Source organism: Streptomyces sp. NPDC059861, from assembly GCF_042731435.1.
GTDB lineage: Bacteria > Actinomycetota > Actinomycetes > Streptomycetales > Streptomycetaceae > Streptomyces.
The window spans coordinates 19,022-35,491 of the sequence record NZ_JBHWJQ010000024.1 but is presented as its reverse complement, the minus strand read 5'-3'; the positions used below and the strand labels follow the sequence as shown (position 1 = coordinate 35,491).

The following is a 16,470-nucleotide window of genomic DNA, read 5'->3' as shown; positions in this document are numbered from 1 at the left end:
GCCCGGCGGCCGGCGTGACGTGGGGAGGCATCTGCGTCGTTTGGGTCGTTGTCACACCGAGGACCTAATCTGTGCACCGTGACTTCGCCTGCATCGACGGACAGTGTTCCGCCCCAGTTCAGCGCGGGGCCGCGCCCAGCCCCGGGCCCGGCCGCCGACGAGGGACTGGCGCGGCGGCTGCGCGCGCTCGCCTGCACCGCGCCGCTGCACGACCTCGACGCGCGCAAGGCCAACCTCGCGGGTGAGTACTCGGTGTACGGCATGGCGGAGGTGGCGCTCGCCGCCATCGACCTCGTCACGCTGAACATGGACTTCGACACCGGCGCCGACCACGACCAGGTGGTGGCCCGGTTGGTCCCGCGCATCGCCGCGCAGGCCCCGCGCCGGCCGTCCGCCGAGCACGAGCGGGTGGCCCGCTGGGTCCTGGAGAACCTCATCAACGTCGGCAGCGTGGACCGTGGATTCCGCGCTGTTTACGGCACCTTCGCGCCGGATGGGGCCTATGTCCGGCGGGACTACGACTTCAAGCTGATCGAAGAGGTGCCCGGGCCCGGCGGCAGTGTCTACCTCCGCACCACCGACGAGGCGGTGAACGTCCTCGTCGGTGCCCTGGACACCGATGTCACCAGCGCGCAGATCGCGGCCGAGGTCAAGCTGGAGGTGCTGATCAACCGAGGCCGGCTGGCCGACGCCCAGCTGGCGGCCGAACAGGCGCGCTACCGCACCGTGCAGTACTCGGAGACGCTCCGCCGCGCCCTGGAGGCCACCCGGCGCAACGTCCGGGCGGTGGACTGGCTCAGCACGGTCCCCGACATGATCGCCGAGGCCCTCGACCACGTCGCCGACCGCTACCGGCACGAGAACGCCATCCTCACCAACATCCGCAAGGCGCGCGACGAGTCGGAGGACCCGGAGCACAAGCGGCGGGCCGCCGAGCTGGTCGACATCGTCAAGGACTGCATCCGGCGGCACACCCAGTTGCAGTCGCGACTGTTGGAGGCCGGGCCACTGTTCCGCGCCGAGCAGGACCGGCAGGCCTTCGCGACCCCGATGTCCACGGCGGGCATCGACCTGTACGGCCACCTGGTCGCGCCGGTGCTGCCGCTGCCGCTGGAGCAGGCCGTCCGCGTCACGAACGCCTTCTTCGCCAAGGGGACCGGACTGCGCACGCCGGTGTCCGTCCGGGTCGGGGACCTGGTCGACATACTGCTGACTCCGCCCGTGGAGCGCGAGCACCTCGGAGCGGAGATGCCGGAGCCCGATCTGATCGCCACACCGGACGACAGCCGCTTCAGCGAGGAGCAACTGGCCGCGGCGAACGCGCTGCTGGATCTGCCGCCGGACGCCCCGAGACGTCTCTCCGGGCTGTTGGCCCAGGCCCGCCGGACGGACCCCGACCTGCCGTACCTGGTGGCGCTGATGGCGGTCCACGCGGCCAGCCCGCCGGTCGGGACGGCGTACCGGCAGGGGGAGGAGAAGCTGCTGTTCTCCGTGGACGACGGGACGGAGCTGGACGACCCCGAGTTCGGCGGGGCCGACCTGATCGTCGGCACGGCCCTGCTGGACGCGGCGGGGATGACAGCGGACCGTACGGAGGCCGCGTGAAGACCACTGAGGAGTCGCAGTCGTGAGCGAGCACGTCGAGCCGGAGGGCGCCGGGGCGCCGGCGAGCGCCGCCGTCACCCCCGCCGACGCCGCCGACGCGGCGCGGCTCGTCGCGTTCGGGTTGCAGCCGAAGCTGCCGCCCGCCCGCGACCAGGAGTACGTCGACCTGCTGCGGCGCTACCGCGAGCACCCCGCGTTCGCGCGGCTCGCGGACGCCGTGGCCGCCGGGCTGGGCCTCGTCGTGCTGGAGGTGTCCCCGCGCGCGGGGATGGCCGTGACCGCGGCCGAGGACTCGGTGTTCGCGGTGCGGATGGGCGACTACGCGCGGCGTACGGCCGCCGACTCCGGCGACCGCTTCCTGCACGGGCTCGCGCATCTCGCGGTCGCCGCCATGGCGTTCCCGCGCCCCGAGGACCTCGCCGACGACGGGTACATCGGCCGTGTGACGGTCAACGGCGTCGACGCCTTCGTGCGCCAGGCCTGCCGGCGGCTGGAGGAGCGGGCCGCCGAGCAGGGGGAGAACACCGATCCCGCGACCGACGCGCCCGGGCTGGAGGCCGCCTGGCGGATCTGGGTCAGACGCAGCGCCACCGGTGCCACCAAGGACGCGCGGCGCCTCGCGGGCTCCACGACCGGCATCGTCGGCAAGGCCGTGGCCTTCCTCACCGACTCCGGTTTCCTGCAGCGCACCGGCGACGACAACGGCGGCACCTACCGCACGACCGCCCGCTACCAGCTCCAGGTGCGTGACATGGCCGGCAGCGCGGCCATGGCCGAGTTGCTGGAGCTGGGCGTCGTCCCGGTGACCGACGGCACCCCGACGCTGCTGCCCCCCGAGGAGGGCGACGATCTGGAACTGGTGGCCGATGCCGGGCTGCCCTTCCACTCGGCCTGACTCCTCGGCCTCCCGGCCGCGCCCCCGAACTTCCCGATCCGCACGTCGATCCGCCCGTAGAACCGCACTTCACCGATCTGCCGAAGACTTACGAGAGTCCGCCATGTACGAGCTGTCCCGGGTCCGCCTCTACTCCATCGGGCCCGCCGGTGCGCGCTACGCCGACACCGTGCTTGACCTGCGCGGTGTGGGCGAGACCGTGCCCGACCCCGCGCCGACGCAGGCGGAGTTCTTCGAGGAGGAGCCGGTCGGCCCGCCGCGCCGACCCGCCCCCGCCGGCGTGCTCTTCCTGGAGAACGGCGGCGGCAAGTCCGTACTGCTCAAGCTGATCTTCTCGGTGATGCTGCCGGGCCACCGGAACACCCTGGGCGGCGCCAGCTCAGGTGTGCTGCGAAAGTTCCTGCTCGCCGACGACTGCGGGCATGTCGCGCTGGAGTGGCAGCACGTGCTGACCGGCGAGTGCGTCGTCGTCGGCAAGGTGAGCGAGTGGCGCGGGCGGCAGGTTTCCAACGACCCGCGGAAGTTCGCCGAGGCCTGGTACTCCTTCCGGCCCGGACCGGGGCTCACCCTGGACAACCTGCCCGTCGCCGAGGCCACCGCCGTACGGCCGTCAGTGGAGGGCCAGTCGGGGGCGCAGGGGCGGCGGCGCACCATGAAGGGGTTCCGCGACGCGCTCACCGAAGCGGGCAAGGCGTATCCGCACCTCGAAGTGCACTGGGAGGAGATCCACGAACGCTGGACCGAACACCTCGGCGACCTGGGCCTCGACCCCGAACTCTTCCGCTACCAGCGAGAGATGAACGCCGACGAGGGCGAGGCGGCCGGGCTCTTCGCGGTGAAGAAGGACTCCGACTTCACCGACCTGCTGCTGCGCGCGGTCACCGACACCCAGGACACCGACGGTCTCGCCGACCTGGTCAGCGGCTTCGGGAACAAGCTGGGGCGGCGGGCCGAGCTGATCGCCGAGCGGGACTTCACCGCCGGGTCGGTCGATCTGCTCGGGCGGATCGTGGAGGCCGCCGAGGCACGCGCACGCGCGCGGGACATCCACGCCGGGGCCGAGCGGCGGACGCGCACGCTGGCCCGGCGGCTGTCCGCGCGCGGCGCACAGGAGCGGGTCAGGGGCGCCGACCTCGCCCAACGGGTCACGGCCGCCGCCTACGCCGTGACCCACGCCGAGTCGGCGCGCGAGCGCAGCGCACTGATCGCCGCCGAACTCGCCTACCGACACGCCTCCCTGGCGCTCGCCGCCGCCGAGAAGTCGGCTGCCGCCCAGAAGCGTGAGCTCGCCGACGCGCGCACCCTGCACTCGGCCTGGCAGGCCGCCGAGGCCGTGCTGCGCCATCGCGCCGCCGCCGACCGGGTCGCGCGCGTGGCCGCCGCGATCCAGGAGGCCGAGCGGGACGCGGCTCCCGCGCTCGCCGCGCGGACCAGGGCCGCCGTGGACCTCGTGCGGGCCCTGCACACGGCGGCGGAGAGCGCCGAGGCGCTGGCGAACGAGGAGGAGGAGCGGTCCGCCGCGCTCCAGGAGGTCAGCGACTGCGCCTACCGGGACTCCACCGCCGCCGCCACCGAGGCCCAGCGCGCCCGCAGCGAGGTCGGCCACCTCCGGCAGCGCCTCACCGAGGTCGAGCAGGAGACCGCCGAGGCAGTGCGCGCGGGCTGGCTCGACGACAGTGCGCCCGACGCCGATCCGGCCCGGGCCGCCCTCGCCGCCAGCGACGCGGAGAAGTCGGCGGTGGCCGCCTGGGACACCGCCCGTGAGGCGTCCCGCCGGGCGAGCGAGCACGCGCGCGAGGCGGCGTCGGCCGAGTCCCGGGCCGAGCTGACGGCCGCCCGCGCGGCGGACGCGGCGACCGCCGCGGAGCGGGCGTACGACGGCGAGCGGCGGACCGCCGAGGCACTGGCGGCGGAGGAACGGCTGGCGGAACTGCTCAGCCTGCCGGTCGCCTCCGGCGCGGCGCCGTCCGGCGGCGTGCCCGCACCGCGCGCGGGCGCCGGCGCCACGAACGGCACCGGGGCCGGGCGCACCCGCTCCGGGGACGCCGCGTCCGCCGCCCGGCCGGAGCCGGGCCACGGCCACGGTCTCACCGGGCGTGGCGGCACCAGGGCGGCGGACGCCGACGGGGCCGACGGCACGGACGGGCGAGCGGCGGGCACGGACCCGGCATCCAGGCCCCGTGAGTTGCGCCCCGGCACGGACGCGGTGTCCGCGTCGCTCCCCTCACGTCCCGGCACCCCCAGAACCCCCCGCCCTGTCGCCGCAGGCGCTCTCACTCCCGAGGAACTCGACCGTTTCGCCGACGAGTTGCGCGAGCTGCTCGACGCCGCCGTCTCCTCGGCCGAGCGCCAGCTGTTCGAGCTGCGGACCGCCGCCGCCGACGACTCCCGCATCCTGGGCGCGCTCGGCGACGGAGGCCTGCTGCCGCCCGGCCCGGACGTGCTGGCGACCGTCGAGTTCCTCGGCGAATACGGCATCCCGGCCCTGCCCGGCTGGCGTTACCTCGCGCAGGCCGTCGACCCCGCCGACCACGCGCGCGTGCTGGCCGCCCGGCCCGAGCTGGTGGACGGCGTGATCATCACCGACCCGGCCTCGCACGCCCGGGCCCGGGACGCGCTCGGCGACGCCGCGCTGCTGCCCCGGTCCGCGGTGGCGGTCGGCACGGCGGCCGCCCTGCTCGCCCCCACCCCGGCCCCGGACACCGCGAGCGACGGCGACGTCTTCCTCGTGCCGCCGAACCCCGCCATGCACGACGAGCACGCCGCCGACGAGGAGCGGCAGGCCCTGCGCGCGCGGACGACCGAGCGCGACGAGGAGATCCGCACGCTCGCGACCCGGCTCGGCAAGGACCGCGAGCTGGCCGCGCGGCTCGCGTCCTGGCGGACGGGCTGCCCGGCCGGGCGGCTGGTGGAGCTGGGGCAGGCCGCGCGGGAGGCGCGCGCGTTCGCCGAGGAGACCGAGGCGGAGCTGACCGAGGCGCGCACCACGCGGGCCGAGACCGAGGAGGCCGCCGCCGAGGCCGCGCAGGTGCGCGAGGAGCGGCAGGAGGCCGCGCAGAGGGCCCGGCGCTCCGCCGACGCCCTCGCCGGGCTCGCCTTCCGGCTGCGCGAACGGGCCGGCTGGCAGGTCAAGGTGCGCGAACTCGCCGACGAGGCCACGGAGTCCGAGGTCCGGGCGCAGACCTGCCTGGAGCGGGCCCGCGCCGCCGACGAGGACCGGCGCGCCGCCCAGCGGGCCGCCGACGACACCCGCCGCACCGCGCGTGCGCTGCGCGCCGAGCGCTCCGAGATCGCCGGCGCCCCCGACGACGTACCCGAGGACGAGTCGGACGCGCCGAAGGCCGCGCTGCCCGCCTTGCGTGAGGCGTACCGCGCGGCGTCCCAGGTGTACGAGAAGGTCGGCGTCGGCGCCGACCTACGGGCCGAGCAGGCGCGGGCGGAGAGCGACGAGAGCGCGGCGCGCGCGGATCTGGACCGGCTCAGCAACAAGGTCCGCACGCGCGCGGCGCAGCTCCTCCAGTCCCCCGACGGGTCCGACGGGCCCTCCCGGCAGGCCGCCGTCGCGCGTGCGGAGGAGCTGGTCCAGCTCCTGGAGACACGGATGTCCAGCGCGAGCGAGCAGCTCGGCCGGCTGCGCGGCGAGGCCGAGCGGCACGCGCCCGAGGAGGGCGAGGCACACACCGAGCTGTCCGAGGAGCTCCAGCCGCGCGACGCCGAGCACGCGCAGGCGCTGCTGCGTACGGCGAGCGCCGAACTCGCGTCGCGCACCGAGGCGCTGACCCAGGCCCGCGAGGCGCACGCCGAGCTGCTCGACGCACACCGCGCCGCCGAGGACGCGGCGGGCGGCTTCGACGAGATCGCCGCGCTGCTGCGGGACCTTCTGCGCGAGCATCCAGGTGACGAGGAGCAGGACGCGTCGGAGCCGTACCCGGGCGGCCTGGAGGACGCCCGGCAGTCCGCCGCCGAGGCCCGCCGGTCGCTGCGCGGCTGCGCCGCCGACCTGTCCGCCGCGGAGGCCGCCGTGCGCGAGGCGAGCGACATCCTCGTACGGCACGCCAACTCCACCCGCTACGAGCAGGTACGCACACCCGCCCGCCAGCAGATCCGCGAACTGCCCGCGTCCGCGCTGCCCGAGCACGCGCAGAAGTGGGCCGACGCCTTCGCCCCCCGGCTGCGGGTTCTCACCGACGAGCTGGAGCAGCTGGAACGCAACCGGGACTCGATCGTGGACCGGCTGCGCGGGCTGGTCGAGTCGGCGCTGGCCACGCTGCGCGCCGCCCAGCGGCTGTCGCGGCTGCCCGAGGGGCTCGGCGAGTGGTCCGGGCAGGAGTTCCTGCGGATCCGCTTCGAGGAACCCGACCAAGCCACCCTCGCCGAGAGGCTCGGCGAGGTCATCGACGAGGCGACCCGGGCCGCCGTCAAGAAGAACTCCGACCTGCGCCGCGACGGTATGTCCCTGCTGCTGCGGGGGGTGGCCGCCGCCCTTCGGCCCAAGGGCGTCGCCGTCGAGATCCTCAAACCGGACGCCGTGCTGCGTGCCGAGCGCGTCCCCGTCGGACAGATGGGCGACGTGTTCTCCGGCGGCCAGCTGCTCACCGCGGCCATCGCCCTGTACTGCACCATGGCCGCACTGCGCTCCAACGACCGGGGCCGGGCCAGGCACCGGCACGCCGGCACCCTCTTCCTCGACAACCCGATCGGCCGCGCCAACGCCACCTACCTGCTGGAGCTGCAGCGGGCCGTGTCGGACGCGCTGGGCGTCCAGCTCCTGTACACGACCGGCCTGTTCGACACGACGGCGCTGGCCGAGTTCCCACTGGTCATCCGGCTGCGCAACGACGCCGACCTGCGGGCGGGCCTGAAGTACATCAGCGTCGAGGAACACCTCAGGCCGGGGCTGCCACCACAGCCCCGGTCCGGCGAGACGGTGCACAGCGAGATCACGGCGACGCGCATGTTCAAGAAACCCGTCTAGCAGGCCGACTTGATCAGCGGCGCACTTCTCGTGCGGGACGGGTGGTAGATGCTGTCGGCCGCGTCGCCGAGCCGTTCGACGGCCGCGCCCCGCACCGTCCCCTCGAAGGAGGCGCCGGGGGCGGCCAGGTCGGCGCCGCGGACGGCGCAGAATCACATCCACTCGAACGGGTGCTCCTGCTCCTGCTGGAAGGTTTCAAGGTCGCTGCATTAGTGGCCCGGCAGGTGGCCATGAGGCTGGGCGGGAGAGGGGTCGGGTCGTCGTCACGAGGGCTTTTCGGGCGGGAAGGGGCGCTGATCAGCGGGACGTGCCGCCGATCAGTCGGGTGCGGCGGCGAGGCGGGCCGGGTCGAACAGGGCGATGGGGTGCGCGGTCGTGCCGGTCAGGGCCAGATCGGCGAGGATCTCCCCGACCACCGGGACGAACTTGAAGCCGTGCCCGGAGAAACCGCAGGCCACGGTGACCGACTCGGGGTGCGCCGGATGGCGGGCGATAACGAAGTGCTCGTCGGGAGTGGTCGAGTACATGCAGGTGGCGGCCTTGAGGAAGGTGCCCGGCAGGTCCGGGACGCAGCCGGACATGTGGTCCGCCATGGCCTGGACCTCGTCCTCGTGCACGGTCCGGTCGATGGTCTCCGGCGTGGTGACCTGACCCTTGCGGAAGAAGGCGACCTTGGCGCCGAGGCCGGGCCCGTCGATGGCCGGGAAACCGTAGACCTGGACGCCGGCGGCGTCCTCCCAGATGTAGATCGGGTGGGTCTCCGGCAGGAAGGGCTCGACGCCCTGCTTCGGCTCGAACCAGTACATGACCTGCCGCTCGATCGTGAACGGCACCCCGACGTCGGCGAGCAGTCGTGGCGCCCACGCACCCGGGCACATCACCAGCTGCCCCGCCGTGTACGTGTTCTCGGCGGTGTGCACCCGGACCCCGTCCCGGTACGGCTCCCAGCGCGTCACCGGCTCGTCGAACTGCAGTGCGGCGCCCTGACGCCCGGCCAGCTGAAGATGCGCGGCGACGGTGTTCTCGGGCCGCAGAAGGCCCGCCTTCCGCTCGTACAGGGCGACTTCGTCGTCCTGGGGCGTCAGGGTCGGGAACCGGCGGCGGATCTCGGCCGCGTCCAGCACCTCGTGCGCCAGGCCCCACTGCTCGGCCGACCGGAGGGAACCGGCAAAGGTCCGCGTCTCTGGCCTGCCGACCATCACGCCGCCGCCGAGGATCGCGATCTGACGCCCGCTGGCCCGCTCCAGCTCGCCGTACAGCTCGTAGGCGCGCAGCAGCAGCGGGACGTACGCCGGATCCTCGAAGTACGACTGCCGGGTGATCCGTGAACCGCCGTGGCTGGAGCCCCGGTTGTGCACGGGGCCGAACTTCTCCAGACCGAGGACGCGCGCGCCGCGCGCCGAGAGGTGATGAGCGGCGGCGCTGCCCATACCGCCCAGTCCGATGACGATCACGTCGTATGCGTGGGACATGCGGCTCTCCTGTCGGCGGCAGCGGGTCATCTTCGGGTCTGAGAATCCTGACGAAATGGACCTGGTGGCTTGACCAGGGCGAGTAAGGCGCCAGCGTCCCAAAGTAGTCATCCCGAGGCGGGCACCACGACGACCGGGCCCTGTCAGTGCCGTGTGGCACTGTCGGCTCCGTGATCACTGTCATCAGTCGGGTCAATCGGGGGGTGCCCGATGCCGGCCAGCGATGAGGCCGCCGAGGAGGCTGGGAAAGCCGGTGGTGTCCCGGCCCCGGAGGTGTGCGACGTGGGGCAGGCGCGGGATCGGCTGCCTCGGGCCTACGTGCTGTGGCTCGTCGGCATCCTGGTGTCGCTCGTGGGCAACGCGGTCTTCTACTTCGCTCTCGGCTGGGCAGCCAGCGAGTACGGCGGGAGCATCGCGGGGCTGACGCTGAGCGCGATCACGCTGCCCCGCGTTCTGCTCCTCCTCGTCGGAGGAGCGGTCAGCGACCGCGTCAGCGCGCGCCGTGTGCTGATCACCGGCGATGCAGCGATGCTGGTCTTCTCGCTGGTTCTTGCGGCCGTCGCCCACTCCCTGGGAGCCCCGCCCTTGTTGCTCATAGCAACAGGCGTTGCGGTCGGTGTCGTCGACGCGTTCTATCTTCCGGCCTCAGGGTCCATGCCCCGTCGGCTGGTGGCCAAGGCGCAGCTGCCTCGTGCGTTGTCTCTGCGACAGGTCGGCGGCCAGGTGATCAACATGGGCGGCGGTCCGCTGGCCGGCGTGCTGGTCGGCCTGGCCGGGTTCGCAGGCGCTGCTGTCGTCAACGCGGTCACCTTCGCCTTCACCCTCGTTGTCCTGACCGTCATCCGCCCACAGCACGCAGTGCCTCCGGCCCCGAGGACGGCCGGTCTTCTCAAGGAAGCCTTGAGCGGGGTGAGGGTGGCCTTCTCTCATCCGGTGCTGTGCCCGGGGCTGTGGCTCACTGGAGCAGCGGCTGGTTTCCTGCTGCCCGTGCTGTCCCTGTTGGTCCCCTTGCTCGCACGAGAGGAGGGGTGGAGCGCGGGGGCCGCCGGCCTGGTGCTCGCAGCGCAGGGAGTGGGCATGGTGGCGGTCACCCTGGTGGTCGTGAAGCGCGGACCGCTGGGGCGGCCCGGTCTGCTGGCGGCGAGCGCGTTGGTCATGGCGGGCGTGGGCGTCCTTGCGCTCGGGCTCTCCCCCGGCGCGGCAGGAGCAGTAGCCGCAGGCCTGATCATCGGCGTCGGCAACGGGACCTTCTCCTCGCACATCGCGCCGCTGGTTCTCGCGTCATCGCCCGACACCCACTTGTCGCGCATCCAAGCGGTGCTCGTACTCGTGCAGAGCTTGGCTCTGTTGCTCATGAACAACGTGCTGGGCGCCCTTGTTGACCTCAAGGGCGCCACCGTCATCGTTGTCGCCTGTGCCGTCCTGCTCGTCGGTACAGGGCTCGCAGGTCTGGCTTCCGGCCCGCTCCGAAACGACCGAACGGGACTGGAGCGCCGCTGATCTCCACCGTCACCGGGAACTGCTGCCGCAGCGACTTCAGGCGCCGCCAACAGATCAGAGTTCAGCCGAGGATGAGGAAGGCCTCGTGGATGGCGTCGTGTATCTCCCAGCGGATCCGAAGAGGTCGTAGCCGCGGTCGCCGAGCACCGCGTCCGGGCGGCGACGGAGCCTGCCGCGCTTGCCTCGTACCGAGGGAACGACTTGCAAGAGAGGGATCAGCTGGGTGACGTCGTTGTGGTTGCCGCCGGTCAGGGTGGCGAGGAGCGGGATGCCAGTGGCGTCGGTGATCAGATGGTGCTTGCTGCCCGTCCTACCCCGGGCAACAGGGCTCCGTCCGGTCCTGGGCCCCTTTCAACGCCCGACCTTGGTGTGGACGCCGGTCCACCCCGCTCCGGAGGAGGGCAGCGCGGCATGAGGGCCGTGCCGCTCGGGCGTGGGGGTATGCGCTTGCCGTGCTGGAGCCGAGACGGCGTCCTCGTGCGCCGCCCTCGGCCATGACGTCACCCTCGTCGAGGCCGCCCCGCTCCCGCTCCTGCCCCAACTCGGCACGGAGATGGCCACCGTGTGCGCTGGGCTCCACCGACGGGGCGGGGTGCAGCTGATCAACGGCACGGACGTGGCGGGGCTGTGCGGTACAGGCACCGATTCCGGCGTGGCCGGGCTGTGCGGGACCAGCGCCGCTGCCGACGAGGCTGGATTGCGCGGCGCGGCCACCGATTCCCGGGCGAGTGGCCCGGGCCACCGGGTCGCACTCACCGGCACGACCGGCCCGCGCCCCCCGGGGGGCCATCACCGGCGTCGCACTCACCGACGGCCGCACGCTCCCCGCCGACGTCGTGATCGTCGGCATCGGCGCCAGCCCCGACACCGGCTGGCGATGGCAAGGGGCCCAAGCCGCCCGGCAACGGTGATCGTAACGGGAACTACCAACCGCGACCGCCAACCCGACCCGGGAAGCGGGACTGCCAACCGTGACCCCCAATTCGACCCGGGGAAGCGGGACCGCCAACCGTGACCGCCAACCCGACCCGGGGAAGCGGGACCGCCAACCGACCGTAGCTCTTGACCAGCGACCCCACCGGGACGCCAACAAACTGCCCTGGCCATGCCGACCGGCATGGCCCGAACTGCCGGCCCGTCGCCTCAGGGGTGCGACAACTGCCCAGCCCCACCCCGCCCGTGTATCCGCTCCTGCGCCCGCTCGGCTGCCCGTGCCTGCCGCCGGGCCCGGCGGCGTTCGCGGCGCAGCGCCCGTGCGGTGCTGCTCGGCATCGACACCACGCCGTTGCGCTGGTTCCACACCTGACGTGTCACCCAGACGTCCAGGACACTCCACGTGGCCGCCACGGTGCTGGCGATACTGCTGAGCACCATGGGGAACGCGAGCCAGGACCCTGCCAGGGTGCACAGGAACGCCACCATCGCCTGTATCAGCGTCACGGAAATGATGAGCACGGCCCGCACCGCCGCCGTCCGTACCGGATCCGGCAGTCGACGTCGCTTCGCGGGCTCCTCGATCCACAACGGCCGGTAGGACGGCCGCTCCTGGGACGTGTCCGATTCCGGGGACCGGTCGGTGCCCCCGTACGCCGCCCGCCCTTCGGCCTCGGCCTTCCGTTCGCTCTTCTCCGGCGTGAAGTCCCCGCCCGTCCCCGTCGGTCCGCCCACCCGAATGTCGTGATCCGGCGCCTCGGCGCCCCGCTGCGCCGTCACTTGCGCGACTCCACCCGTCGCGGGTGCCTCTTGCCGCTCCGCCGTGCCCATCACCGTGTCACTCCCCACCGCCAGCAGACCTCTTGCCCCGGTCCGAAGACCCGGCTCCCCAGAGTGGCTGCCCGGCTTGCGCTGTTTTACGCCGCCCGGGTGCAGGATGCGGCTCCTGTGGCCGATTCCGCCCCCATTCCCTGTGCAGAAGGACGAACGGTGCCCCCCGAAGATTCCCGGCGAACGAAGAATTCCGGCCAAACACCCAGACCTGCCGACCACATCCGGGTTCACAGGTGCGGCCGGATTCGGGGCGGCAATCTCCCGCAATGACCGGACAACTCCCCATGCCCGGCAGGCGTACGGAAGATCGCCTTCCGGAACGGTCTTCGAGTTACGGGTGCGTCGGTAGTAGGCTCGCGCCGTTTGTTGACGCACATGTGTACCCCTGCCGGTGGGGGTCGAGCTGGGGGAGGCCATGCGCTTTCGCGGGAAGTCCATCCGCCGGAAGATCGTGGCGCTGCTTCTCGTGCCGTTGCTGTCCCTGAGCGCGATCTGGGCCTTCGCCACGGTACTCACGGGGCGCGAGGCAGCACGGCTGTTCAGCGCTTCGTCCGTCGTCGAGAAGATCGGCTACCCGGCCGAGGACACCGTCCGGGTCCTTCAGCAGGAACGCCGACAGACCCTGGTCCATCTCGCCGACCCTCGCGCCTCCGACGGACTCGCCGCGCTCAGACGCAGCCGCGCCGCCACCGACGAGGCCGTCGCCAAGGTCCGCAGGAACGCCGCAAGTGCGGAGCTGCGCGACGACCTCGGTGAGACCTCGGGCGAGCGGCTGACCGCCGTCCTGGACGCGTTCGACGGCATCGGATCCCTGCGCCAGAGCGTGGAGGACGGCACGGTCAACCGCTCGCAGGCGCTGGACCTCTACAACCGCCTGGTCGACCCGTGCTTCGTCCTCCTCGGCGACCTCCACGTCGTCGACAACGTGGAGATGGACACCCAGTACCGCGCCCTCGTCAACCTGGTCCGTGCCCGCGAACTCCTCTCCCGTGAGGACGCCCTCCTCGGCTCGGCCCTGGTCGTCGGCAAGCTCTCCCGCGCCGAGATCCGTGACGTCTCCGACCTCGTGGCTCAGCGGGGCGTCCTGTACGACACCAGCCTGCCGATGCTGCCCAGTTCGGAACGCGAACGGTACGAGCGCTTCTGGAAGAACGCCGCCACCGCTCCACTGCGGGTGGCCGAGGAGTCCGCCGTGGCCTCCGCCTCTGGTGACGCCGGCGGGATCTCGGCGCAGACGTGGGACACCACGGCCGGCAACGTGCTCGACGAACTCGGCACCCTCGACGACGAGGCCGGGGACCGCTACCAGGACCGCATCCGCCCGATCGCCACCGGCATCATCGTCAAGGCCGTCGTGGCCGGCTTCCTCGGCCTGATCGCCGTACTGCTCTCGCTCGGCGTCTCCATCCGCATCGGCCGCGGCCTCATCCGTGACCTGCGCCAACTCCGGCTGGAGGCCCACGAGGCCTCCGGCGTCCGACTGCCCAGCGTGATGCGCCGCCTGTCCGTGGGGGAGCAGGTGGACGTGGAGACCGAGGTCCCGCGCCTGGTATTCGACAGGAACGAGATCGGCGAGGTCGGCCAGGCACTCAACACCCTCCAGCGCGCCGCCGTCGAAGCCGCCGTCAAGCAGGCCGCACTGCGCGCCGGCGTGTCCGAGGTCTTCGTGAACCTCGCTCGCCGCAGCCAGGTCCTCCTGCACAAGCAGCTCACCCTGCTCGACGCGATGGAACGCAGGACCGAGGACACCGAGGAACTCGCCGACCTCTTCCGCCTCGACCACCTCACCACGCGGATGCGCCGGCACGCCGAGGGCCTGGTGATCCTCTCCGGCGCCGCGCCCTCCCGGCAGTGGCGCAAGCCCATCCAGCTGATGGACATCGTGCGCGCCGCTGTCGCCGAGGTCGAGGACTACGAACGCATCGAGGTCCGCCGGCTGCCCCGGATCGCCGTCACCGGCCCGGCGGTCGCCGACCTCACCCATCTCGTGGCCGAACTCCTGGAGAACGCCACGGTCTTCTCCCCGCCGCACACGGCCGTCCAGGTCCTCGGCGAGCGCGTGGCCAACGGCTTCACCCTGGAGATCCACGACCGCGGCCTCGGCATGGCGGCCGAGGCGCTGCTGGACGCCAACCTGCGGCTCGCCGAGACCCCGGAGTTCGAGCTGTCCGACACGGACCGGCTCGGCCTCTTCGTGGTCAGCCGGCTCGCCCAGCGCCAGAACGTCCGGGTCTCGCTGCAGCCCTCTCCGTACGGCGGCACGACGGCCGTCGTCTTCATCCCCGACTCGCTGCTGACGGACGAGGTGCCCGACACCAACGGTCTCGGCTTCCGCCTCGACCGCCCGCGCCCGTCCCGGGAGGCCGAGCTCGAGGAGAGCCGCAGGACCGCGTACTCCCACGTGCCGGTACAACTGCCCGGTCGGCCCCCGGCGTTGCTGGACGGGCCGGTCGAGCTGGAGGGCCCGGTCGACCTCGAAGCCATCGAGGACTTCCCGGACGCACTCGACGGCGAGGAGAGCGAACGCGGCGGGCTGTTCCGCCCGCGTCGCGGCCTCACTCCCGCGGACGGGGACACGACTCCCGGGTCCGACGTTTCCGGCGGTCCTGCCCGCTCCGAGGCGGAGGATCATGTCAACCCCCCGGTGCCGCTGCCTCGCCGCCGCACACCCAAGCTGGTCAGCTCGCACGGCCGACCGGTCACCGACCAGCGGTCCGGGCGCCAGGAGACGGACGAGGAGAACGCGACCGGCCCCGGCCCGCGCCGCCCGGAACAAGACCGCACCCCACTCCTCCCGACCCGTCGCCGCGGCGGCTCACCCTTCGGCCGGAACGCTGAGCCCACCGGTGGGCTCAGCGGCCCGAACGAGCCCACCGGCCGTGACACCGGCGAGCCCTCCGAGCGCCCGGGCAAGATCCTCGGCAGCGGCTCTGAGGAGGCGAAGGAGCTCTCTGAGGTGAAGGAGCTCTCTGAAGCAAGAGGCTCCGCCGAAACAGCCGAAACAGGGAGCCCTGCCGAGGTGAGGGGCTTTTCCGAGGGCACCGAGCCTTCGCTTCGCCGCCTCGGCGAAGGCGCCGGGCCCCGGACGCAGGACCTCGGCCAGGACGGCGCCACCGCACCCGCGCGCCCGGGAGGGCCCGGCCCTGAGACGCCCGGCACCGGTGCCCTGCCCCGCCGTGTCCGCCAGGCCAGCCTGGCGCCGCAGCTGAGGCAGGATCCCGGTCGCCGTACCGAGGACCGAACGGCGCCGGTGGAACGCGACGCCGACGAGGTCCGCAGCCGTATGGCCTCGCTCCAGCGCGGCTGGCAACGCGGCCGCCAGGAGAACGCCACGGGGGACGACACCCATCGGGGCACAGCACCACAAGGAACGACAAAGGGGGACGGTCGATGACCGCACCGAAGGCGACCGGCCAGACTGCGAACGGGAAGTCCGGCGAGCTCAACTGGCTTCTCGACGATCTCGTGGACCGCGTCGCGAGCATCCGCAAGGCCGTCGTGCTCTCCGGCGACGGCCTTGCGACGGGGGTCTCCAAGGACCTGACCCGGGAGGACGGCGAGCATCTGGCCGCCGTCGCGTCCGGTTTCCACAGCCTCGCCAAGGGCGTCGGCCGGCACTTCGAGGCGGGAAGCGTCCGGCAGACGGTCGTCGAACTGGACGACGCCTTCCTGTTCGTCACGGCCGCCGGCGACGGCAGCTGTCTCGCCGTCCTGTCCGACGCCGACTCGGACGTCGGCCTGGTCGCCTACGAGATGACGCTTCTCGTGAAGCGGGTCGGCGTGCATCTGGGCACCGCTCCACGCACCGATCTGCCCTCCGGCGGGTAGTGGGATGGCATGAGCGCAGACGGTCAGGCAAGAAGCCACTGGTTCGACGACGAAGCAGGACCGGTCGTCCGTCCGTACGCCATGACGCGGGGCCGCACCAGCCATGCGTCCCAGCACCGCCTCGACCTGATCGCGGTGGTCGTGACGGAGCCGCACGTGGACGACCCGGAGACGGACCCGACCCTGTCCCCGGAACACGTGGACATCGTGGAGCTGTGCCGTGAGGTCCCGCAGTCGGTCGCCGAACTCGCATCGGAACTCGATCTGCCCATCGGAGTGGTACGGGTACTCGTAGGGGACCTGACGGACGCGGAACTGGTCCATGTGACTCGGCCCGTCCCCCCGGCCGAGCTGCCGGACGAGAGCATTCTGCGCGACGTGATCAACGGCCTCCGGGCGCTCTGAGCAGCGCGGAAGCGAGGTGGAGA

At 72.7% G+C, this 16,470-nt stretch carries 9 protein-coding genes and 2 pseudogenes; 8 read left to right on the top strand and 3 right to left on the bottom strand.

Annotated features, from left to right (window positions below):
* Window positions 1-78: 78 nt before the first annotated feature.
* The 3 genes from ACFV6X_RS21525 to ACFV6X_RS21515 all read left to right on the top strand — a co-directional run bounded on the left by ACFV6X_RS21525 (window position 79) and on the right by ACFV6X_RS21515 (window position 7,475).
* A complete protein-coding gene (locus ACFV6X_RS21525) occupies window positions 79-1,605 on the top strand; it encodes a hypothetical protein (protein WP_385385769.1) in 1,527 nt (508 codons plus the stop codon).
* A 22-nt stretch (window positions 1,606-1,627) separates the two neighbouring features.
* The gene (locus tag ACFV6X_RS21520; protein ID WP_385385767.1) at window positions 1,628-2,500 is read left to right on the top strand and encodes a hypothetical protein; all 873 of its coding nucleotides are present in this window, start codon (window positions 1,628-1,630) and stop codon (window positions 2,498-2,500) included.
* Between the two features lie 103 nt (window positions 2,501-2,603).
* The gene (locus ACFV6X_RS21515) at window positions 2,604-7,475 is read left to right on the top strand and encodes a hypothetical protein (protein WP_385385765.1); all 4,872 of its coding nucleotides are present in this window, start codon (window positions 2,604-2,606) and stop codon (window positions 7,473-7,475) included.
* A gap of 317 nt (window positions 7,476-7,792) precedes the next feature.
* On the opposite strand, the gene solA is transcribed toward ACFV6X_RS21515, so the two are convergent.
* Window positions 7,793-8,947 carry an N-methyl-L-tryptophan oxidase gene (solA, locus tag ACFV6X_RS21510; protein ID WP_385385763.1) on the bottom strand — a complete coding sequence of 385 codons (1,155 nt, stop codon included), beginning with the start codon at window positions 8,945-8,947 and terminating at the stop codon, window positions 7,793-7,795.
* Between the two features lie 210 nt (window positions 8,948-9,157).
* Here solA and ACFV6X_RS21505 point away from each other — a divergent pair, with 210 nt between their 5' ends.
* Window positions 9,158-10,447, top strand: coding sequence for an MFS transporter (locus ACFV6X_RS21505; protein WP_385385762.1), 1,290 nt, complete (start codon window positions 9,158-9,160; stop codon window positions 10,445-10,447).
* A 123-nt stretch (window positions 10,448-10,570) separates the two neighbouring features.
* Here the strand turns inward: ACFV6X_RS21505 and ACFV6X_RS21500 are convergent.
* Window positions 10,571-10,798: pseudogene (locus ACFV6X_RS21500) on the bottom strand (transposase); the annotation flags it as partial.
* A gap of 106 nt (window positions 10,799-10,904) precedes the next feature.
* Here ACFV6X_RS21500 and ACFV6X_RS21495 point away from each other — a divergent pair.
* Window positions 10,905-11,322 (top strand): annotated as a pseudogene (locus tag ACFV6X_RS21495) (FAD-dependent oxidoreductase); the annotation flags it as partial.
* Between the two features lie 268 nt (window positions 11,323-11,590).
* On the opposite strand, the gene ACFV6X_RS21490 reads toward ACFV6X_RS21495, so the two are convergent.
* Window positions 11,591-12,211 (bottom strand): hypothetical protein, encoded by a 621-nt coding sequence (locus tag ACFV6X_RS21490; protein WP_385385886.1) that lies wholly within the window; start codon window positions 12,209-12,211, stop codon window positions 11,591-11,593.
* Between the two features lie 418 nt (window positions 12,212-12,629).
* Between ACFV6X_RS21490 and ACFV6X_RS21485 the strand changes: the two genes are divergently transcribed.
* Genes ACFV6X_RS21485 through ACFV6X_RS21475 form a run of 3 tightly spaced genes read left to right on the top strand, consistent with a single transcriptional unit; the run spans window position 12,630 to window position 16,447 of the window.
* On the top strand, window positions 12,630-15,608 hold the full coding sequence (locus ACFV6X_RS21485) for a nitrate- and nitrite sensing domain-containing protein (protein ID WP_385385760.1): 2,979 nt from the start codon (window positions 12,630-12,632) through the stop codon (window positions 15,606-15,608).
* Window positions 15,605-16,042: a roadblock/LC7 domain-containing protein gene (locus tag ACFV6X_RS21480; RefSeq protein WP_385385758.1), complete on the top strand. Its 438-nt coding sequence runs from the start codon at window positions 15,605-15,607 to the stop codon at window positions 16,040-16,042. Before ACFV6X_RS21485 ends, ACFV6X_RS21480 begins: the two co-directional genes overlap by 4 nt.
* A gap of 9 nt (window positions 16,043-16,051) precedes the next feature.
* Window positions 16,052-16,447, top strand: coding sequence for a DUF742 domain-containing protein (locus tag ACFV6X_RS21475; RefSeq protein ID WP_385385756.1), 396 nt, complete (start codon window positions 16,052-16,054; stop codon window positions 16,445-16,447).
* The last annotated feature ends 23 nt before the right edge of the window (window positions 16,448-16,470 follow it).

What these genes read in the sequence shown, in the direction of transcription:
- solA (WP_385385763.1), bottom strand. Translation starts at nt 8,947, where the DNA reads ATGTCCCACGCATACGACGTGATCGTCATCGGACTGGGCGGTATGGGC.
- ACFV6X_RS21515 (WP_385385765.1), top strand. Translation starts at nt 2,604, where the DNA reads ATGTACGAGCTGTCCCGGGTCCGCCTCTACTCCATCGGGCCCGCCGGT.
- ACFV6X_RS21490 (WP_385385886.1), bottom strand. Translation starts at nt 12,211, where the DNA reads ATGGGCACGGCGGAGCGGCAAGAGGCACCCGCGACGGGTGGAGTCGCG.
- ACFV6X_RS21505 (WP_385385762.1), top strand. Translation starts at nt 9,158, where the DNA reads ATGCCGGCCAGCGATGAGGCCGCCGAGGAGGCTGGGAAAGCCGGTGGT.
- ACFV6X_RS21475 (WP_385385756.1), top strand. Translation starts at nt 16,052, where the DNA reads ATGAGCGCAGACGGTCAGGCAAGAAGCCACTGGTTCGACGACGAAGCA.
- ACFV6X_RS21485 (WP_385385760.1), top strand. Translation starts at nt 12,630, where the DNA reads ATGCGCTTTCGCGGGAAGTCCATCCGCCGGAAGATCGTGGCGCTGCTT.
- ACFV6X_RS21480 (WP_385385758.1), top strand. Translation starts at nt 15,605, where the DNA reads ATGACCGCACCGAAGGCGACCGGCCAGACTGCGAACGGGAAGTCCGGC.